Source organism: Citrobacter sp. R56, from assembly GCF_016811995.1.
GTDB lineage: Bacteria > Pseudomonadota > Gammaproteobacteria > Enterobacterales > Enterobacteriaceae > Citrobacter_D > Citrobacter_D enshiensis.
Window position 1 is genome coordinate 1062501 of the sequence record NZ_CP069159.1, and the last position, 19109, is coordinate 1081609.

Below are 19109 nucleotides of genomic sequence, written 5' to 3' on the forward strand. Positions count from 1 at the left end.
TTACAGCGCGCATGACACGCAGCCTTCAATTTCAGTACCTTCCAGCGCCCTCTGGCGTAGTCGGATGTAATAGAGTGTTTTGATGCCTTTGCGCCAGGCGTAGATCTGCGCTTTGTTGATATCGCGGGTGGTGGCGGTATCGGGGAAAAACAGCGTCAGCGATAGCCCTTGATCCACATGCTTTGTGGCTTCGGCATAGGTATCGATAATTTTCTGCGGGCCAATCTCATAGGCGTCCTGGTACATCTCCAGATTCTCGTTGGTCATAAATGGCGCCGGGTAGTAAACGCGCCCGGTTTTGCCTTCCTTGCGGATCTCCACTTTCGACACAATAGGATGAATGCTGGATGTCGCATGGTTGATATAGGAGATAGAACCGGTCGGCGGCACCGCCTGTAAATTCTGGTTATAGATACCGTAGCGCATCACATCATCGCGCAGTTGCAACCACATTTCGCGGGTCGGCAGCGTTATGCCGGCACGGGCAAACAGCGCCCGGACTTTCCCGGTTTTTGGTTGCCAGTCGCCGTGCAGATACTGCGCAAAATAGTCGCCGCTGGCGTAGCGGGATTGGGTAAACCCGGCGAAGGTTTTACTGCGTTCGCGCGCCAGCAACATCGAGGTATGCAGCGCATGCCAGGTGACGGTGTAGAAATAGAGATTGGTGAAATCCAGTCCCTCCGGCGAACCATAAGCAATCCCTTCCCGCGCCAGGTAGCCGTGCAGGTTCATTTGTCCAAGTCCGATGGCATGTGAAGCGGCGTTGCCTGCGTCAATCGAGGGGACGCTACGCATATGGCTCATGTCCGATACTGCCGTCAGACCGCGAACGGCGATTTCCACGCTGCGGCCAAAGTGGGGAGAGTCCATGACGTGGGCAATGTTCAGCGATCCGAGGTTACAGGAGATGTCGTGACCGATGTCTACGTAATCCAGGTTTTCGTTATAGGTGGATGCGCTGTTGACCTGCAATATCTCCGAGCACAGATTGCTCATATTAATACGCCCGGCAATGGGACTGGCGCGATTGACCGTGTCTTCGTACATGATGTACGGATAGCCGGACTCAAACTGGATCTCCGCAAGGCGCTGGAAAAAGTCGCGGGCGTTAATGGTTTTTTTACGGATGCGTTCGTCGGCAACCAGCTCATGGTACAGGTCGCTAACTGCAATATCGCCAAACGGCTTACCGTAAATACGCTCCACGTCATAGGGTGAGAACAGCGCCATTTCAGCGTTCTCCTTGGCTAACTGAAAAGTGATATCCGGGATCACCACACCAAGCGACAACGTTTTGATACGGATTTTTTCGTCGGCATTTTCACGTTTGGTATCAAGAAAACGCAGAATATCCGGATGATGCGCGTGCAGCCAGACCGCGCCTGCTCCCTGGCGCGCCCCAAGCTGGTTGGCATAGGAGAACGCATCTTCCAGCATTTTCATTACGGGGATCACCCCCGAGGACTGGTTTTCAATGCGTTTAATCGGCGCACCAGCTTCGCGCAAATTAGAGAGCAAAAACGCCACACCGCCGCCGCGTTTAGAGAGCTGAAGCGCCGAGTTTACCGCCCGCCCAATCGACTCCATGTTGTCTTCAATGCGCAGCAGAAAACAGGAGACCAGCTCACCCCGCTGGCGCTTCCCGCAGTTTAAAAAAGTCGGCGTGGCAGGCTGAAAGCGCCCGGAAAGCATTTCATCAGCGAGCTGGATCGCCAGCGTTTCGTCGCCCTGCGCCAGCGTCAACGCCACCATGGTGACGCGGTCTTCAACGTCTTCCAGATAGCGTTTACCGTCAAAGGTTTTCAACGTGTAGCTGGTGTAGTACTTCCATGCGCCGAGGAATGTCTGGAAACGAAAACCGCTGGCATGTGCCCGGGCAAACAGCGATACCACGAACGCGCGGTCATAGCGGCTGAGCACGTGGTTATCGTAATAGCCTTCACGTAACAGATAATCCAGACGCTCATCCTGGCTGGCAAACGCCACGGAATTGGGCTTCACATGCGTGGTAATGAATACCTCTACCGCCTGGCGGTCTTTGTCGAACTGAATATGGCCCGCTTCGTCATACAGATTCAGCATGGCATTCAGGGCATGATAATCCGTGGTTATCGGCGTCACGCGTTCTGCGGTTGTCGTTGCCAAAATTCGTTCACTCCTTTTCGGACCTTATCGATATCGCCCGGCGTTCCCATCAGCTCAAAGCGATACAGGCAGGGCACGCCGCATTTTTGTGAAATAACGTCTCCGGCGCGGCCATACGCTTCACCGAAATTGCGATTGCCAGAGGCAATAACGCCGCGAATTAACGCCCGGTTGTGTTCATCATTTAAAAAGCGGATCACCTGTCGGGGTACCGCGCCCGCAGTGCCTCCACCGCCATAAGAGGGCACCACCAGAAGGTAAGGTTCATCCACGCGGACTCGTTCCCGCTCATTGAGCGGGATACGGATGGCGGGCAACCCCAAACGCAGCATAAAGCGATGCGTATTTTCGGAGCTGCTGGAGAAGTAGACGAACTGGCTCATGCGTGGGGTTCGGCGCGCAGACGGTTAATCATGTCGGGGCGGAATCCAGACCAGCTGGTTTCCCCGGCGACCACGACTGGCAACTGGCGAAAACCCTGGGCACGCAGGGTTTCTGCCGCATCAGGGAGCCTGTCGACGTTCACCATCTCAAAATCAAAGCCACGGCTTTCCATCGCCCGTTTAGTTGCGTGGCACTGAACGCAATTATCTCGAGTGTAAATAGTTATGCGCATGATTCGTATTTCCATTTAAAGTTAGAGAACGGCGCGAAGGTATGCGTCGGGTTGTATGTGTTTCGATAAAGGAAATACTAGATGCAGTTGTAAAAAGATTCAAACATACAATATATGGGAAATTTAGATTGGTTACGCCCCCACTAATGCGCTCAGCGGGGAGGGGGCGTTATTGGGGGAAATTGCCGGATAGCGACATAAGCGTGTTATCCGGCCTGGGACATATGCACAGCTGTAAGCCTGATAAGCGATAGCGCAATCAGGCAACAAAAGTTACATCCGCATGCTCACTGCCAGACGGTTAAAGCAGTTCATCAGGCCAATCGCAAAGGTCAGATCGCTTACCTCTCTGGCGCTAAAATGGTCGAGCAACGGCAGATAAACGTCATCTTCCGCGCGGGTGCCGACAATATCCGTGACGGATTCAGCCCAGGCGAGCGCTGCGCGTTCCTGTTCACTGAAACGATGGCTTACCCGCCAGCCTGCCAGCGCATCCAGTTTGGTTTGCTCAACGCCGGATTTACGCAGCGCTTTGCTGTGCATTTCAAGGCAAAACGCGCAGCCATTGATTTGCGAAATGCGCAGATAAACCAATTCCATTAGCGTGGTATCCAGCGCACTGTTTTCCAGTGCTTGTTTCGCCTGAACCAGAGCGTTATAGACTTCAGGGCTAAGTTCATAATAGGGCTGGCGTAATGTTGTCATGGTGTTTCTCCTCGTTTCAATGACTGCACTGTAGCACTATAATGGACTGTTAAAGAGAGCCATATTTTCACATAAAAAGCAGGCCATAATGATGCCGCGCTATCAGCAAATCGCCCGTCAGTTAAAAAATGCCATAGAACAAGGTGAACTCAAACCTGGCGCACGGTTGCCGTCCAGCCGCACGTGGGCGCAGGAGTTGGGCATTTCCCGCTCAACGGTGGAAAATGCGTACGGTGAGCTGGTGGCGCAGGGCTGGCTGGAACGGCGTGGACAAGCCGGAACGTTTGTCAGTGGCCATCTGCGTTTGGAAAAACCGCATGCCGCGCCGGCTGTTTTTGCCGGAGAAAGCCAGACGCCGCAGCCTTTTCAGATGGGATTGCCCGCGCTGGATCTCTTCCCACGCGAGATATGGGCACGAGTGATGGGACGCCGTCTACGTACCCAGACGCGTTTTGACCTGGCGCTGGGCGAGGTTTGCGGCGAATCCGTGCTGCGTCAGGCGATTGTCGACTACCTGCGGGTCTCACGCAGCATCGAGTGTGAGCCGGAGCAGGTGTTTGTGACGTCCGGATATGCGTCCTCGATGATGCTCATCCTGCGGGCGCTGGCACAACCTGGGGACGGCATGTGGGTGGAAGACCCTGGTTTTCCTCTGATTCGCCCGGTTATCGAGCAGGAGCGGGTTGAACTATTGCCCGTGCCGGTCGATGGCGATGGTCTGGATGTGTCGGCGGGGATCCGCGCTTACCCACAGGCGCGTTTTGTCCTGCTAACGCCCGCGCATCAAAGTCCGCTGGGCGTGGCGCTGTCATTGACGCGTCGCCATCAGCTCCTGGAGTGGGCCGCCAGTTCACAGGCGTGGATTATCGAGGATGACTATGACAGTGAGTTCCGCTATCACGGTAAGCCGCTGCCTCCGCTGAAAAGTCTGGATGCGCCGCAGCGCGTGGTGTATGCCGGAACGTTCAGCAAGTCACTCTTTCCGGCGCTGCGCACTGCATGGCTGGTGGTGCCGATGAATCAGGTCGCGCGATTTCGTGAGCAGGCGGCATTGATGGCCAGCAGCGTGCCGGTGTTATGGCAGCAGACGTTGGCGGATTTCATCCGCGACGGCCATTTCTGGCGGCATTTAAAAAAGATGCGTCAACATTATGCCGAGCGTCGTCACTGGATAGAAGAGGCGTTAACGGAACAGGGCTTTCACGTGGTGTCGCAGGAAGGGGGCATCCAGATGGTGATTTCAGTAGAAGGTGATGATGTTTCTCTGGTAGAGAAGGCGAATCATGCCGGGTTGGCGGTTCAGGCGTTGAGTCGCTGGCGAATAAGAGAGGAAGGGCAGGGCGGATTGCTGCTGTCGTTTACCAATATCACCACCGCCGCGATGGCGAAACAGGTCGCGCAACAGCTCAGGCAGGCGATAGCGTCGTGAAGCAATGCCGGATAAGACGTTTTGGCGCCATCATCCGGCATATCGGCCTGTTAGCGACGCCGACTCAGTAGCGCGCCGAGAAAAATACCAACCGCCGCTGCGGTACCCACGCTGCACCAGGGTTTGTCGCGTACAAAAGTATCCGCGCAGCCAATGGCGTCCCGGGCTGCCTGCTGGACGCGAGTGCGACCATGCATACGTGCGCGAGTCTCTTTCAGCAAAGCCTGCGCTCTGCGTCGTGCGTCCTCCGCTTCGTCTTTGGCGTCACTCCCCCAGGACTTAAGCACCTCTTCCAGACTGTCAGCTAATCGACTGGCATCATTATGAATATCCTGTACATCTTCATCTACGTCGTTTCGGTTGGGTCTGTTAAACATATGATCCTCCATTGATTTCGATGTGCTTTTCAGTGTAGACCATAATTTTATCTTCCGACGTTCATCACGCTGTATTCGTATGTTTATGGACTTTTCTGAAAGCGCTGCTAATGCTGAATCAGGTATGGTAAGGCCGCGGTAAAAGATGACGAGGAAATTATATGTATTTACGACCAGATGAGGTGGCGCGCGTACTTGAAAAAGTAGGCTTTACCGTCGATGTAGTGACACAAAAAGCATACGGTTATCGGCGTGGCGAAAATTATGTCTACGTGAATCGAGAAGCGCGTATGGGACGAACCGCATTAGTGATTCATCCGACATTAAAAGAACGAAGCTCTTCGCTGGCAGAGCCTGCAACGGATATTAAAACCTGCGATCACTATCAGCAATTTCCACTGTATTTAGCGGGCGAGACGCACGAGCATTACGGTATTCCACACGGATTTAGCTCGCGTATTGCGCTGGAACGTTATTTGAATGGGTTGTTTGGCGAGGCGAAACTGAACGCAAACTAATAAAGCGACTGGCGGGGCCAGTCGCCAGTGATGACTCAGGCGTAACTGCTGACCTTAAACAGGCGACGGCAGTAATCGAGAAAATAACCGTACACTGCACCCATCAACATCGATACCACAATATTCGAACTCACGGCGGCGGTGATTTGATGCCAGTCAGCGCCAACCGTCAGCAAAATAGCGACATAAACCGGCGACTGGAAGGTTACATAAGCCAGAATATCCGCCAGGTTTTTCACCCATCCTGCCGAACTTGCCTTGCGCGAAACGCGCATGAACAGATCCCGGTACATTCCATACGGCCATGCGATAAGGATGTTAACCGGTATAGCCACCAGCCTGGATGAAAGTGACTGTTCAAAGGTCATTCCGGAGAGGAATATCTCGATCAACATGTTCACGACAGAACAGTAAACAACCATCGCGAACGTGTCAGCGACAGCATGACGCAAGCGTGACTGCGGTGAGAACATGTTAATGCTCCTTGTCAAAGGGGATTAATCGTCGTTAAATACTGCCCTGTAGTGAATTAGCGAAGCCTTTTCGCTTTTGCATAGAGTATATCTCTATATAATAACTAGCAATTAGCGTAAAATTTTTATTTATGCGCTTTTTGTCGATAAAATGCTCTGTGATGGTCTGTTTTTTGTACGTTTCGGGATTTTCGGTGTCCGTTTGCAGGAAATGTATTTTAAATCAAATCGTTATAGCGTCTTGTCTTTTCGGTTTTTTTGAGAATCATTGTGAAATGTATCAGATTCAACAGAGAACTCGGCGGCGCAGGCGGTTTTTGTCTTACCAGCATGTTTAATGCTGTATTGGGTTATTTTGCAGTATAAAATTCCATCTAAACGATATGGCTAATTAATCGCTTTTTATAAATTTTTATTCATTACAGCTCCAGCGGTGAGTGAGTGACATTCTCCGTGAGTCGCTTAGTTTTCGCGGATTTTCTGGTACACCACAGGAAAATATATTTTTTTATTTATTCACAAAATGCAATTCGGCTGCAATATATTCACTGGCGGGTGTTTGATAAATAATCATTATAAAGTGACATTTCATAATATTCTTAAACACGCCTGGGTCTGGAAATATCATTAAATATCGAATACACTTCCTTCTGTAATACTGTTTTTGGCTTTCTGCGTTAAAAGGTTTTTATTATTATGAATTTGATGTTACAGAACTTAAATAATATTCGTACGCTGCGTGCAATGGCTCGCGAATTCTCCATTGACGTTCTTGAAGAAATGCTCGAAAAATTCAGGGTTGTCACTAAAGAAAGACGTGAAGAAGAAGAAGAACAGCAGCGTCAACGTGCAGAGCAGCAAGAGAAAATTAATACTTTTCTCGAGCTGATGAAAGCGGACGGCATTAACCCGGAAGAATTACTGGGAATGCAAACTGCGGCACCTCGCGTAACGAAAAAACGTCAGCCGCGTCCGGCGAAATACCGTTTTATCGATTTTAATGGTGAAACGAAAACCTGGACCGGGCAGGGGCGTACACCTAAGCCGATTGCTCAGGCGCTGGCAGCCGGTAAATCTCTGGATGATTTCCTGATTTAATACGGGTCGTGATATGCCGGATGGCAGCATTACACTGCCTCCGGTTTATTACCGGAAACCGGACTCCACATTACAATACTGACCTGCCGGGTTCTTAATGCGCACGACGGTTCCAGGGCATTTTATCGAGCAGACGCGCCATCCCGCAAAAACCGGTGAATCCGGCCAGCATCAGCCCCACGCCGACGAAACCGCTCAGCAGGAAGAAACCCTGACTTACCGCGTATCCCAGCACAACCCCGAGCAAAATCAGCCCGCCAGCGGCAATCTGCACCTGACGCATTAGCGGCAACGGCTGCGATGTGTCCTTTGCGACGGGCAACGACGCCGCTTTCCAGCCATCAATACCGCCTTCCAGCAGCCAGACTTTTGCTGGCGCAGCAACCGCCTGTAGCCTTGCCATACTGTTTTGTGTGCGCCGCCCCGACTGACAATGAAAGATAACGTACTCCCCGCGCAGACGGTCGGGAAATGCGCCCTGTTCAAGCGTAGTGAGCGGAACCAGATGGGCATCAGGAATATGTTCATGCAGATACTCATCGGCATCACGGATATCAATCAGGTTCGCGCCCTGTGCAATGAGTGCCTGCGCCTCGCGTGGGGAAATCGTCCCGTTTGTCATAGTGGCTCCTTATGGGCAATACAGGGTTTTCAATGTGGCGATAAGTGAACCTACCGCCTCATTTTTAATGAAGTAATGAATACGCTGGGCATCCCGCTGGCTGTCGATAAGTCCTTCTTCGCGCATCCGCGCCAGATGTTGCGATGTGGCAGAAGGACTGAGTCCTGTCGCCCGCGCCAGTTCGCCGGCACTGGTGCCCGGCGAGCCGCAGAGCATGCACAAAATCAACAACCGCTTTGGGTTACTCATGGCTTTTAGCAGGGCGGCAGCCTGTTCGGCGCTGGCCTGGAGTTGTTCGAGTTCAGTCATGGTTATTTAAGTATTATCTAAATTAAGGTAATTCTAAAGTAAGGAGCAACAGTATGCCAGCGTCAAGAGCGTAAAAGAGGGTAAACGAAAAGGGGTAAATTGGCAGAGTCGGCTAAACTGACTACGCTTAGAGAGAAAATCTCTTTTTTAAACAATGAGTAATTTTACTTTTTTGGAGTGTGTATGGGTTTCTGGAGAATCGTGATTACCATCCTTCTTCCCCCGCTTGGCGTGCTGCTGGGGAAAGGATTCGGCTGGGCATTTATCCTTAACATCATTTTGACGCTATTGGGCTATATCCCCGGCCTTATCCATGCTTTCTGGATCCAAACTCGCGACTGATTTTTGCCGTACGGCAAGAACAGACCTCAGGTCTGCTCTTGCTGGAGCTTGCCGGACATCGCCTGTTGAATGATCGGAATCGGCGTCAGTAAGTGCTGGCGCATTAACTCGCTGGCGCGTTGTGCATCCCGCGCCAGAATCGCCTCGGTGAGCGTCTGGTGCTGAATGTGTTTGTCCTCCAGCATTTCGACCGACAGCACCGTTTCACGCAGCCAGATAAACCGGTAGCGCGCCGCAAGATCAAACAGGCGTTCACGCATTTGCAGCAGATAATGTGAACCACATCCGGCGACAATGGCGGAATGAAACGCCTGATGACGCTGATCCCACTCATCCAGCATTCCTTCACTGGCGTCGCTTGATTCCAGTTTATTCAGCATATGCGCTCTGGCGAGGATCTCGGCTTCCCACGCGTCGTCTCCGCGCTCGATAGCCAGTCGAACCAGCATGGCTTCCGTATTGGCGCGGGCATCAAATATATCGAGCAGCTCCTGCCCGGACATGGATGCCACACGGTAGCCTTTCTGATTGACGACGGTCACCAGCCGCTCCGCCACCAGTTGGGAAAGGGCTTCTCGTAACGGCCCCACGCCAAGTTCATAGCGTGAGGTCAGTAAACTCATGCGCAGTTTTTCATCGGGCTGATAAATACCGCGGATGATGTCATTTTTAAGCCAGTGGTATCCATCTATGGCCGTCGGTTGGGAAGTGGCGGTCATGGGTACGACTCCTTAAGAAAATCACTATCCCGGCTTGCGCCGGGAACAGGTCTAACGTGTATTTTGTAACGGTGCCTTTTGCCACGATAGCAGTTTTTTCCAGCGTGACATAATCGGGACCGTACAAATGATCCCCAGGCCCAGAAGCCCTGTGGATATCACCTCAAGCTGCTGTGCAGGTCTGAATAACATGGCGATCAGCACGAAGGCGATAAAGGCAATTACCAGCCAGGTTAACCACGGATAGAGCCACATTCTCAGTTTAATTTCGCTCCCCTGTGCCAGCAGAATTTTGCGCATCCGTAATTGAGAGACCGCAATAACCAGATACACCAACAGCGCGATGGCGCCTGAACTGTCGATCAGGAATTTAAACACTTTCGCCGGGGCATAATAATTCACGACAACCGTTAAGAATGCCGCGCCCGTCGAGAGCAGCACCGCCACATAAGGCGTTTTGCTGCGGTTGGTTTTGCCCATAAACGCCGGTGCATCGCCGCGATGGCTCAGGGAGTAGAGCATCCTGGAGGCCGTATACAGCGCGGAGTTCAGGCAACTGGTAACCGACAGTAAAATGACGCAATCCATAATCAGTTTAGCGTACGGAATATTCAGCAGTTCCAGCACCGAACGATATGAACCTACACTCTTCAGTCCTGGCATGTTCCACGGGATCAGCGCCACCACCACGAAAATTGAGCACAGATAGAAGATAGAAATACGCCAGATAACCGAGTTGCTCGCCCGCACGATGTGCTTATCCGGGGTGTCGGACTCTGCGGCGGCGATAGTGACGATTTCCGCCCCCATAAACGAAAACATCGTAATCAGCATGGCGCTCAGTACCGCACCAAAGCCATTTGGCATAAAGCCGCCATGATCCCATAAGCGTGATACACCGCCCACGTCGGCATACGGATAAAAACCACTGATCGCCACCGCGCCCAGCGCAATAAACGCCAGAATGGCAACGACTTTGCACAGCGCCAGCCAGAATTCAAATTCACCGTAGTTTTTGACGCTCAGCAAATTACTGCCCGTCAGGGCGAGCGTGATCACCAGCGAAAACAACCAGATAGGTATGCCCGGGATCCATGAATTCAGGATGATGGCAGCGATATTGGCCTCCAGCGGAATGACCAACACCCAGAACCACCAGTACAGCCAGCCAATGGTATACCCCGCCCACGGGCCGATAGCTTTATCCGCATAGGTGGAAAAGGATCCGGTGTCTGGCGTGGCGACAGCCATTTCAGCCAGCATACGCATGATCATCACCACCAACAGACCGGCGAACAGATAGGCCAGCAGAACAGCAGGCCCGGCTTCAGCAATAGCGACGCTGGAACCGACAAATAAACTCGCGCCGATAACACCGGCAATAGATAACATGGTGACGTGGCGTGATTTCAGCCCGCCCCCTAAAGCATGTGATTCTGACGATTGCCCCATCTTCTATCCTCTCGAAAGTGTGTCACTTGGGAGAGCACCCCGACATTTCCCGCGTCGGGGCACGCGTATTATTGTTGTATTTACTGCATCGTCATCATTCCGTTAGCAACGAGGTATAGCCTTAGCGTTGTTTAACCTCATCGAAACACTGGGCGATAATCTCCAGCCCCTGGCGGATCTGCGCATCTTCAATGGTCAGCGGTACCAGAATACGCAGCACGTTGTAGTAAGGGCCGCAGGAGAGCAGGATCAGGCCTTTGTCGCGCGCGCGGGCGACGATTTCTGCGGTCAGCTTCGCATCGGGTTTGCTGTGATCGCCGTTTTCAAACAGTTCGATGGCGATCATGGCGCCCAGTCCGCGAACATCGCCGATTTCCGGGTGTGTTTCGGCAATCGCCAGCAGCCCTTCACGCAGGGTTTTGCCCAACGTGTTGGCCTTTTGCAGCAGATTTTCCTGCTCGAAAATTTTCAGTACTGCCAGCGCGGCGGCGCAGGCAATCGGGTTACCGGCATATGTACCGCCCAGACCACCTGGGGCAACGGCGTCCATCACTTCGGCACGACCGGTCACGCCCGCCAGCGGGAACCCTCCGGCAATGGATTTGGCAAAGGTCGTAATATCCGGGGCGACGCCCATTTGTTCCATGGCGAACAGCGTACCGGTACGACCTGCGCCGCTCTGCACTTCATCGGCAATCAGCATGATGCCGTGCTCGTCGCAAATCGCGCGCAGGCGTTTCATAAAGGCTGGGGAGGCGGCATAAAAACCGCCTTCGCCCTGGACAGGCTCGATGACGATGGCGGCAATGTCTTCCGGCGCGGCATCGTTTTTGAAGATGCGCTGAATGCTGGCAATCGCATCGTCATCGCTGATACCGTGCAGTGCGCAAGGGTACAGCGCGCGATAAACGTGGCCCGGCATCAGTCCCATCCCGGCAGAATACGGATTCACTTTCCCGGTCAGCGAGAGCGTGTAGTGGGTGCGACCGTGGTAAGCGCCGCTAAACGCTATGGTGCCGCTGCGTTTGGTGGCAGCGCGGGCGATTTTCACCGCATTTTCAACAGCTTCTGAACCGGTGGTCACCAGCAGGGTCTTCTTGGCAAAATCCCCCGGCACTTTCTGGTTCATGATTTCGCACAGTTCCAGGTACGGTTCATAGGCCAGCACCTGAAAACAGGTGTGCGACAATTTTTTCAGCTGTTGTTCTACTGCCGAGACGATCCCCGGATGCAGGTGTCCGGTATTCAGCACCGCAATGCCGCCCGCAAAATCAAGAAACTCACGGCCTTCAACATCCCAGACGCGGCAGTTTTCTGCGCGATCGGCAAAAATGGGGTGAATCTGCCCAACGCCGCGAGGAACGGCGTTGCTGCGGCGCTGCATTAATTCTTTATTGGTGCTCATTCGCTTTCTCCAGTCTTCAATCAGGTAAGGTTTACTTAAAGGCCGATACACATGTATTTGATTTCTAAATAATCTTCGATACCGTATTTGGAACCTTCGCGGCCAAGGCCGGAGGCTTTGATCCCACCAAAGGGCGCGACTTCGTTAGAGATAATGCCGGTGTTGATCCCAACAATGCCGTACTCCAGCGCTTCGCCGACGCGGAAGACGCGGCTCAGATCGCGGGCATAAAAATAAGCCGCCAGACCGAACTCGGTGTCGTTGGCCTGGGCTATCACGTCAGCTTCATCGTGAAAGCGGAACAGCGGAGCGAGCGGGCCAAACGTCTCTTCTTTGGCTACTTTCGCATCACGCGGGACATCCGCCAGAATGGTGGGCTGGAAGAAGTTGCCGCCCAGCGCATGCGCCTCACCGCCCGTGACCACGCGCGCGCCTTTCCCGACGGCATCCGCGATATGTTCTTTTACTTTGGCGACGGCTTTCTCATCGATCAGCGGCCCGGTAGTGACGCCCGCCTGTAAGCCATCGCCGAGATGCAGTTTGTTCACCGCTTGCTGCAGTTGTTCCGCAAAGCGCTCATAAACGCCGTCCTGCACATACAGGCGGTTGGCGCAGACGCAGGTCTGCCCGGCATTACGGAATTTTGAGGCCAGCGCCCCTTCCACGGCTTTATCCAGATCGGCATCGTCAAAGACGATAAACGGTGCGTTGCCGCCAAGCTCCAGAGAGACTTTTTTGATGTCTTTGGCGCACTGTTCCATTAACTGACGGCCAATTTCTGTGGAGCCGGTAAAGGAGAGTTTGCGTACCAGCGGGTTGCCGGTCAGTTCATTGCCGACGGCGCTTGCTGATCCGGTAACGACGTTAAAGACGCCGGCGGGAACTCCGGCGCGATGTGCCAGCTCCGCCAGCGCCAGCGCGGAAAACGGGGTCTGACTGGCGGGTTTGAGCACCATGGTGCAGCCCGCAGCCAACGCCGGACCGGCCTTACGGGTGATCATTGCCGACGGGAAGTTCCACGGCGTAATGGCGGCCGTGACGCCAATCGGTTGTTTGATGACGATCAGACGCTTGTCTGCCTGATGACCCGGAATGGTGTCGCCATAAATACGTTTGCCCTCTTCGGCAAACCATTCAATAAAGGAGGCGGCATAGACGATCTCGCCTTTCGCTTCCGCCAGCGGCTTGCCCTGTTCCAGGGTCATCAGGCGCGCCAGATCGTCCTGGTGTTCCATCATCAGGTTGTACCAGCGACGCAGAATATTGGCCCGCTCTTTGGCGGTCAGCGCACGCCAGGCGGGGAGGGCGCGATTCGCGGCTTCAATGGCCTCGCGGGTTTCGGTGGCCCCCATTTTGGGGACGCTGCCCAGCGGTTGGCCGTTTGCAGGATTGTTCACTGCGATCACGTCGCCGCTTTGGGCATCGCGCCACTGGCCTTCAATAAAAGCCTGCTGGCGGAACAAGGTTGGATCGTTAAGTTGCATGATTGCTTCCTGTCTCAAGGTGTTTAACGGGTAAATGCGGCGTGTAAGGTGTCCACGCTACGTGCCGCACGCAGCGTGCGTCCGGAATTGTGTTGGCTCTCCAGTAGCGTCTGCACTTTGCTGACGATATGGGCACCGATCGGAATAGCCGATGTCGCTGCCGGAGAGGGGGCGTTACAGGTATGGATAGAGCGCGGTGTGGTCACAAACAGAAAGTCGTCGATAAGCTTTCCGTCTGGCGAAACCGCCTGCGCCCGTACGCCCGCAGGCCACGGCTGGAGATCTTTTAATGTCAGGCTCGGGCAGTATTTTTGTACCAATCGCAGGTAGCCGCTTTTGCACAGCGAGTTTTTCATTTCACTGAGGCCAGAACGCAGATTGTTTTGCAGTACACGACGGATCCCGGACGATCCGAGGATCTCCAGCGTGTCGCTGAAGGAGAAGTCGCGCTTACGATAGCCTTCGCGTTTGAAGGCGAGCACGGCGTTGGGGCCGACGGTGACGCTACCGTCGATCATACGGGTGAGATGCACGCCAAGAAACGGCATCGCCGGATCGGGGATCGGGTAGATCAAATGGTTGACGATGTGATTATGCTCGGGCGCCAGGCGGAAATACTCGCCACGGAACGGGCAGATAATAAAACCGGGATCGACACCCAGCATTTTGACCAGTCTGTCGGCCATCAGCCCGGAGCAGCCGATCAGCGTTGAGGCTTCAAATTCCTGCCCCTGCCGGGTGTGGACAACCACGCCGGTCGCGTGCTCTTTCAGGGCGCTAACCTCGGCGTGATAAACAATGTCGCCGCCTTTCGCCTGGAAGATTTTCGCCATTGCTGCGGTGACTTCGCGATAGCTGACAATCCCGCTGGAAGGCACAAAAATGCCGCCCAGTCCGGTAATGTTCGGCTCGCGTTCGCGCAACTCGTCGGCACTGAGCCACTCGCGCTCAATCCCGTTGGCTGCCGTACGATCCCACAGCGCCCGCATCCGTTCCATTTCCAGTTCGGAGGTGGCGACCAGCATTTTTCCGCACTCGTCGTAGCGAATGCCGTTTTGAACGCAGAAGGCTTTGGTGGCCTTGTTTCCCGCCAGGCAAAACTGCGCTTTCAGGCTGCCAGGGGTGTAGTAAACCCCGGCATGAATTACGCCGCTGTTGTGGCCCGTCTGATGACAGGCCGGTGCAGACTCTTTTTCCAGCACCACAATTTTGGCGTCCGGGTAGACATCAATCAGCTGCATGGCGGTCGACATGCCGATAATGCCGCCGCCAATAATCACAAAATCATACATCCGCTCTGTTCCTCGGGTGGCGCTTATTGGTGCGTCTGGTAGCCGTGAGTGGCGTAGGCGAAATAACCGCGCTGGCGCATCAGTTCACGACGTAAATCAGGATGAGCGGTAAAACGATCGCGTCCGTGCAGCCAGAACAGGTTGTTAATCAGCAGGAATTTGCCGACCGGAACGGGAACGGAAAGGATGTTTTTACTGGTTTCCAGCGCATCCGAAAGATCGCTAAGCCAGGTGCCTTCTTCAAAATCTTTCGGCTGCACGAACTGGTCGATGTAACGCATGACCGGACGGCCCAGTGGGTCGACGTCGAACACCGGGTGAAAGACATCGTGACTGACGTTTTTGCTTGGCGGTGCTGCCCAGCGCATCGCCCGGCGTGCCAGAGGATGCGAGAAGTATTCTTCCAGGTGTTCCCAGTCATCAAGATGCAGCAGCAGCGAATTACCGCCTTCCATATTCTGCTCATCGATTTTCATCATCAGCACGTAATCGGTTACCTCTTCGACGAAGGTTCCGTCGTTGTGCAATTCCAGTACGCGGTGAGGCTGGCGCAGGTAGCTGTCTGAACTGTCGACATTTTTCACCACAAACCGCGCATAGTATTGACCGCTCATCGCGTCATAATTGGAACGCCCAATCAGATGCGCCACGGCGGTGGCCAGTTTGACCATGTCGTCAGCCTGCGCCACGTTGTCGACCCCTTCAGCGCCGATCAACAGAGCGCCTTCGCCTCGCTCCAGCAGCGTTTTGATCAGCAGCGGTTGCAGTTGGTTGCCGCAGAGATCGTCGAGGATCTTGCTTACCTTAAAGCGTAAAAATGATTTGTATTCCAGCGCCTGCACCGGCCACTGCGCAACCTGCTGTAAGAATTGTTGGGTCGTGTCGGAGCTAAACGTCAGTTCCAGCAGTCGCGGTGATTGTGCGGACGGGGCGACGGTGAAACCGGTGTAGCTCCGGGCTGAATCCCCAGCGTTGGGTTTTACGGCAGTCAGTGCATTCATCAGAATCGATCCTCTCGGTAGATTGTCGTGGGAGACATGGCGATGCTCATTTCGTAGCCATAAATTAAAAATATCTACATTTTTGATAAACGCATATAAAACGGCCAAATTGTTTAATTTTTGTGATCGACGGCAACAAATATTTAACAATGTGCTTTGTGTGGATAAGGGCGGGAGAGGGACGGCGGGTTAGTTAAATACCATTTAAAACAGTGTGTTAATTAGAGATAACCGCTAGAGGAACGCTCCAGCGGTGTACTCATAGATAAGTCACAGGAGAGGGGATGCTCTCAGCCAGCGCGGTAGCCCATAATGGCGAACAGCGTTTCGCCGCCTTGTGCGCCACTGGCCAGAAAACCTTCAGCAGTGAGCGCTAACGGGCGTCGTGTCACCGAATTCCCGACATTACCGCCGATAATTTCAATTTCATCAGCACCGACGGAAACCACTAAATCCGTATGGCTGCTGTAATTGCCAAGATGCTGGTGATCGTAGTCGACGACTTTATCGGGATCCCGATCCCAGCACACCAGATCGCCCACCTGGGGTTTACGCTCATTCAGCCTGTAACCCCAATACAAGGCATTGGCGTTACCCTGATTTCTGTCCCGGATAGACTTACTGATGTAGGTCGCATGCGAGGCCGAATAGGCAAACCGATGATCGGCCCCCGCCTGGCGCATCACCCATGAGATAAACGCCGCTGACCACGGCCAGTCATGATCCCGCCCGTCCAGATCGTCTCGTCCGATCTTTGCCCAATACAGACCGACGCGCTGCCACCAGCCATCTTCACCCTCTTTACGCCCGGTATGGATAATGCCCCCGCTGCGGTTGTAACGCTGATCGCCGAAAAAGCGCCATTCTTCGGTTGCGATTGTCGCCGCACTGGCGGTAAAACCTGTAACGGAAGAAACCGCAGGTTGGGGTTCTGACGCGGGTGCTGCTGCTCCGTTTCCGCTTGCCGCTTCGTCAATAAACGGCACCGTGCCTTGCTCCGTGAGAGGCATGGCGACCGGAATTACCGGTATACCGGTCGCCGGTCCCACGGGTATGCCGTGGGCATTAATCGGCACCTGCGAAAGATCCCAATTGCCACGTTCAATTTCGACGCGCAAACATTTTGTCCGGTAGACCGTGGGATGCAGTACCGGGTTACTATGGTTGGCTAACCATGAATTTCGCACCCTGACATACTCGGAAATCCACGTGCGTTCATTCCCTCCGCTGGCTGGAGGAACCTCACGAAACCGGGAACGCAGGAACGGCAAAATGCTGCCGCTATGGATAAAAGAGTCATAGATGACCAACATGGAAAGCGCTTCTTTAAAGCCAAACGTTTGTGCCCATTTCAGCGCGGGAGTGAAGTAGCGCTCATCAAAAAACAGGTCCTGAACGGTCTTCATTATCGGGTCGTCGCTGCCTGCGCGACGAAGCAGACTCTTGAACTGCTCATGATCAACCAGCGGTGTATTTCCGATCAGGGGAACGAAGGGGGCAAGTTCGGCGCTGAATTGCCCGTTTGCGTTGACGTATCGGGCGACCAGATCTTTCAGTTTGCCGTATTCGGTGGTTTGCGAACGGCCAAACGTTATTTGTCGAATTTGATGCGGCCCATCAGGGAATATTGCGATGACGGAATAATTCCCCTCGGCTGAACCGGTTTCAAAAGCATTCAGAACGCGTTCACAAATACTTTTTTGCACGGGGGTGAGTATCATAAAACTCCTCCTGTTATCGAGAGTGAGTGAATGCACATTGCTCATTTTTTCTTACGGGCGGGCTGGTCTGGATCGGGGGGTTTTGGGCCGGTGGAGCGTATCTGCATGACGCGCTGAAGTGTGTCGAACCAGAATTGGCCGCCGAGCGAGACCGCGAAAATGGTGACCAGCAATCCCGCTGCTTTTGCCAGGTATTCCCACACGGTGTGCGGCAAACCTTTCCATCCGAATGAGAGGCCGGACGTCTCCAGGGCGGATACCGCCTCTGTATATTTTGTTGTGGCTATTTCGACTTGAGCGTTTGCTTGTGCAACGTTGACAACTATCGTTTTGTTCTTCGCTTTTTCAGCCTGATTTTCCGCGCTGGTCAGGGCCTGCTGCGCAGTGCTCACCATTTTTTCGCGAGCCGCAGGATTTGAGGCCAGTACTGTCGCGATATTGATAGTGTCGACATTTCCGCTGAGAACCAGAAGCGCGGCGATGATAAGCGTGATGGTCTGCGTTTTACGTTTGTACCAGCCGGAGGCGCGGTCCATCACGGCATCGAACTGTTTTGCGACGGCCTGGCGAAACTGAGTTGCATCGTTTTCAGTCTGCATCACAAATGTTTCAAGGATCCCTTTTATACGGTTATTTTCTGCCGTTCCCGGCAGCGAACTCACCCCTGCGGACAGCGTCGCCATGACGGTTTTCCCCACCACCAGCGATTCCACAACCTGCCCGACTATTTCTGGGGGAATATAAGAGGGGAGACCGTTTTGACCTTTGCTAAGGGATTGAATCAAAGGATGCGCATAAAACTGGGTAATAAACTGTTCCTTCGGCGCCAGCTCTCCTGAAAATAACTCTTTCAGCGCCAGGTCAAGATTTTTGCTGCGGATATTGGCCCAGGCAGAAATGGCTTCAACAATAGCGGTGCAGGCAATTCCGAACGTAAAGTATACGGTCATAAGCCCAATCAGTACGTCGAGCGTCTCCAGTCCAAACATGTTGTTTTCCTCACCATCAGGCGTGTTCAATCAACCGCTTTCGGAAATCGCATAGATTTCTCCCTGAAATATGAATCAGATACCATTAATAATCGTTAATATTTTCGTCGTAATTTATCGCGCGATATCAATCATTCGTCGCATCCCGCTGGGGTTCCCGTGTGGAAAACAGTGAGGATGGTGATGCGTCAGGGAAACTGAATAACAAAATGATAAGGCGCGCTGGCGCGGGGGAGGCAGGTCGTCGTCTGAACGATTGAGGTGTATTTTACGTTTATTACCTCTCTATTAGTTATAAATAAATTTTCTGTAAAAAGAGTTAATCACTTTTGGCATAAACTTAATCTTATCTCAATGCCAATATCAGAATAACGACGTGCTTCTTTGTTGATATAAATATCATTGCAGCGGT

General features: G+C 53.3%; 20 protein-coding genes. 4 read left to right on the forward strand and 16 right to left on the reverse strand.

The features are described from left to right. The 4 genes from nrdE to JM656_RS05035 form a co-directional block, all read right to left on the reverse strand. Positions 1 to 2145, reverse strand: coding sequence for a class 1b ribonucleoside-diphosphate reductase subunit alpha (gene nrdE / locus JM656_RS05020; protein WP_203360270.1), 2145 nt, complete (start codon positions 2143 to 2145; stop codon positions 1 to 3). Beyond that, a complete protein-coding gene (gene nrdI / locus JM656_RS05025) occupies positions 2118 to 2528 on the reverse strand; it encodes a class Ib ribonucleoside-diphosphate reductase assembly flavoprotein NrdI (protein ID WP_203360271.1) in 411 nt (136 codons plus the stop codon). Before nrdI ends, nrdE begins: the two co-directional genes overlap by 28 nt. Beyond that, positions 2525 to 2761 (reverse strand): glutaredoxin-like protein NrdH, encoded by a 237-nt coding sequence (nrdH, locus tag JM656_RS05030; RefSeq protein WP_203360272.1) that lies wholly within the window; start codon positions 2759 to 2761, stop codon positions 2525 to 2527. Before nrdH ends, nrdI begins: the two co-directional genes overlap by 4 nt. A gap of 273 nt (positions 2762 to 3034) precedes the next feature. Then, positions 3035 to 3466, reverse strand: a complete 432-nt coding sequence (locus tag JM656_RS05035; protein ID WP_203360273.1) for a carboxymuconolactone decarboxylase family protein — start codon at positions 3464 to 3466, stop codon at positions 3035 to 3037. A 91-nt stretch (positions 3467 to 3557) separates the two neighbouring features. Between JM656_RS05035 and JM656_RS05040 the strand changes: the two genes are divergently transcribed. Continuing rightward, positions 3558 to 4895, forward strand: coding sequence for a PLP-dependent aminotransferase family protein (locus tag JM656_RS05040; protein ID WP_203361221.1), 1338 nt, complete (start codon positions 3558 to 3560; stop codon positions 4893 to 4895). 50 nt (positions 4896 to 4945) lie between these two features. Here JM656_RS05040 and JM656_RS05045 read toward each other — a convergent pair whose 3' ends face one another. Beyond that, on the reverse strand, positions 4946 to 5272 hold the full coding sequence (locus JM656_RS05045) for a DUF883 domain-containing protein (protein WP_203360274.1): 327 nt from the start codon (positions 5270 to 5272) through the stop codon (positions 4946 to 4948). Between the two features lie 161 nt (positions 5273 to 5433). On the opposite strand from JM656_RS05045, the gene JM656_RS05050 reads away from it, so the two are divergent. Beyond that, on the forward strand, positions 5434 to 5790 hold the full coding sequence (locus JM656_RS05050) for a DUF2002 family protein (protein ID WP_192613190.1): 357 nt from the start codon (positions 5434 to 5436) through the stop codon (positions 5788 to 5790). A 35-nt stretch (positions 5791 to 5825) separates the two neighbouring features. On the opposite strand, the gene alaE is transcribed toward JM656_RS05050, so the two are convergent. Then, the gene (alaE, locus tag JM656_RS05055) at positions 5826 to 6263 is read right to left on the reverse strand and encodes an L-alanine exporter AlaE (protein ID WP_203360275.1); all 438 of its coding nucleotides are present in this window, start codon (positions 6261 to 6263) and stop codon (positions 5826 to 5828) included. Between the two features lie 696 nt (positions 6264 to 6959). Between alaE and stpA the strand changes: the two genes are divergently transcribed. After that, entirely contained in the window at positions 6960 to 7361 is a 402-nt protein-coding gene (gene stpA, locus JM656_RS05060; protein WP_203360276.1) for a DNA-binding protein StpA, read from the forward strand. Positions 7362 to 7455: 94 nt separating this feature from the next. Here stpA and JM656_RS05065 read toward each other — a convergent pair whose 3' ends face one another. Both JM656_RS05065 and JM656_RS05070 read right to left on the reverse strand, forming a co-directional pair. Continuing rightward, on the reverse strand, positions 7456 to 7983 hold the full coding sequence (locus tag JM656_RS05065; protein WP_203360277.1) for a rhodanese family protein: 528 nt from the start codon (positions 7981 to 7983) through the stop codon (positions 7456 to 7458). Between the two features lie 9 nt (positions 7984 to 7992). After that, positions 7993 to 8292: a helix-turn-helix transcriptional regulator gene (locus tag JM656_RS05070; RefSeq protein ID WP_203360278.1), complete on the reverse strand. Its 300-nt coding sequence runs from the start codon at positions 8290 to 8292 to the stop codon at positions 7993 to 7995. A gap of 183 nt (positions 8293 to 8475) precedes the next feature. Between JM656_RS05070 and JM656_RS05075 the strand changes: the two genes are divergently transcribed. After that, on the forward strand, positions 8476 to 8634 hold the full coding sequence (locus JM656_RS05075; RefSeq protein WP_192613185.1) for a YqaE/Pmp3 family membrane protein: 159 nt from the start codon (positions 8476 to 8478) through the stop codon (positions 8632 to 8634). 26 nt (positions 8635 to 8660) lie between these two features. Here JM656_RS05075 and csiR read toward each other — a convergent pair whose 3' ends face one another. The 8 genes from csiR to JM656_RS05115 all read right to left on the reverse strand — a co-directional run bounded on the left by csiR (position 8661) and on the right by JM656_RS05115 (position 18697). Then, positions 8661 to 9353, reverse strand: a complete 693-nt coding sequence (csiR, locus tag JM656_RS05080) for a DNA-binding transcriptional regulator CsiR (protein WP_203360279.1) — start codon at positions 9351 to 9353, stop codon at positions 8661 to 8663. A gap of 51 nt (positions 9354 to 9404) precedes the next feature. After that, the gene (gabP, locus tag JM656_RS05085; protein ID WP_203360280.1) at positions 9405 to 10805 is read right to left on the reverse strand and encodes a GABA permease; all 1401 of its coding nucleotides are present in this window, start codon (positions 10803 to 10805) and stop codon (positions 9405 to 9407) included. A 121-nt stretch (positions 10806 to 10926) separates the two neighbouring features. Beyond that, entirely contained in the window at positions 10927 to 12210 is a 1284-nt protein-coding gene (gabT, locus tag JM656_RS05090) for a 4-aminobutyrate--2-oxoglutarate transaminase (protein WP_203360281.1), read from the reverse strand. Between the two features lie 35 nt (positions 12211 to 12245). Then, positions 12246 to 13694, reverse strand: coding sequence for an NADP-dependent succinate-semialdehyde dehydrogenase (gene gabD, locus JM656_RS05095; RefSeq protein ID WP_203360282.1), 1449 nt, complete (start codon positions 13692 to 13694; stop codon positions 12246 to 12248). A gap of 23 nt (positions 13695 to 13717) precedes the next feature. Then, positions 13718 to 14986, reverse strand: a complete 1269-nt coding sequence (gene lhgO / locus JM656_RS05100; protein WP_203360283.1) for an L-2-hydroxyglutarate oxidase — start codon at positions 14984 to 14986, stop codon at positions 13718 to 13720. Positions 14987 to 15009: 23 nt separating this feature from the next. Further along, entirely contained in the window at positions 15010 to 15987 is a 978-nt protein-coding gene (glaH, locus tag JM656_RS05105; RefSeq protein ID WP_203360284.1) for a glutarate dioxygenase GlaH, read from the reverse strand. 290 nt (positions 15988 to 16277) lie between these two features. After that, positions 16278 to 17708 carry a DUF2272 domain-containing protein gene (locus JM656_RS05110; RefSeq protein WP_203360285.1) on the reverse strand — a complete coding sequence of 477 codons (1431 nt, stop codon included), beginning with the start codon at positions 17706 to 17708 and terminating at the stop codon, positions 16278 to 16280. Positions 17709 to 17749: 41 nt separating this feature from the next. Then, on the reverse strand, positions 17750 to 18697 hold the full coding sequence (locus tag JM656_RS05115; RefSeq protein ID WP_203360286.1) for a hypothetical protein: 948 nt from the start codon (positions 18695 to 18697) through the stop codon (positions 17750 to 17752). Between the last annotated feature and the right edge of the window lie 412 nt (positions 18698 to 19109).

Excerpts from the sequence above, each read along its gene's own strand:
- nrdI (WP_203360271.1), bottom strand. The coding sequence starts at position 2,528 with ATGAGCCAGTTCGTCTACTTCTCCAGCAGCTCCGAAAATACGCATCGC.
- nrdH (WP_203360272.1), bottom strand. The coding sequence starts at position 2,761 with ATGCGCATAACTATTTACACTCGAGATAATTGCGTTCAGTGCCACGCA.
- JM656_RS05035 (WP_203360273.1), bottom strand. The coding sequence starts at position 3,466 with ATGACAACATTACGCCAGCCCTATTATGAACTTAGCCCTGAAGTCTAT.
- JM656_RS05040 (WP_203361221.1), top strand. The coding sequence starts at position 3,558 with ATGCCGCGCTATCAGCAAATCGCCCGTCAGTTAAAAAATGCCATAGAA.
- JM656_RS05045 (WP_203360274.1), bottom strand. The coding sequence starts at position 5,272 with ATGTTTAACAGACCCAACCGAAACGACGTAGATGAAGATGTACAGGAT.
- JM656_RS05050 (WP_192613190.1), top strand. The coding sequence starts at position 5,434 with ATGTATTTACGACCAGATGAGGTGGCGCGCGTACTTGAAAAAGTAGGC.
- alaE (WP_203360275.1), bottom strand. The coding sequence starts at position 6,263 with ATGTTCTCACCGCAGTCACGCTTGCGTCATGCTGTCGCTGACACGTTC.
- stpA (WP_203360276.1), top strand. The coding sequence starts at position 6,960 with ATGAATTTGATGTTACAGAACTTAAATAATATTCGTACGCTGCGTGCA.
- JM656_RS05065 (WP_203360277.1), bottom strand. The coding sequence starts at position 7,983 with ATGACAAACGGGACGATTTCCCCACGCGAGGCGCAGGCACTCATTGCA.
- JM656_RS05070 (WP_203360278.1), bottom strand. The coding sequence starts at position 8,292 with ATGACTGAACTCGAACAACTCCAGGCCAGCGCCGAACAGGCTGCCGCC.
- JM656_RS05075 (WP_192613185.1), top strand. The coding sequence starts at position 8,476 with ATGGGTTTCTGGAGAATCGTGATTACCATCCTTCTTCCCCCGCTTGGC.
- csiR (WP_203360279.1), bottom strand. The coding sequence starts at position 9,353 with ATGACCGCCACTTCCCAACCGACGGCCATAGATGGATACCACTGGCTT.
- gabP (WP_203360280.1), bottom strand. The coding sequence starts at position 10,805 with ATGGGGCAATCGTCAGAATCACATGCTTTAGGGGGCGGGCTGAAATCA.
- gabT (WP_203360281.1), bottom strand. The coding sequence starts at position 12,210 with ATGAGCACCAATAAAGAATTAATGCAGCGCCGCAGCAACGCCGTTCCT.
- gabD (WP_203360282.1), bottom strand. The coding sequence starts at position 13,694 with ATGCAACTTAACGATCCAACCTTGTTCCGCCAGCAGGCTTTTATTGAA.
- lhgO (WP_203360283.1), bottom strand. The coding sequence starts at position 14,986 with ATGTATGATTTTGTGATTATTGGCGGCGGCATTATCGGCATGTCGACC.
- glaH (WP_203360284.1), bottom strand. The coding sequence starts at position 15,987 with ATGAATGCACTGACTGCCGTAAAACCCAACGCTGGGGATTCAGCCCGG.
- JM656_RS05110 (WP_203360285.1), bottom strand. The coding sequence starts at position 17,708 with ATGATACTCACCCCCGTGCAAAAAAGTATTTGTGAACGCGTTCTGAAT.
- JM656_RS05115 (WP_203360286.1), bottom strand. The coding sequence starts at position 18,697 with ATGTTTGGACTGGAGACGCTCGACGTACTGATTGGGCTTATGACCGTA.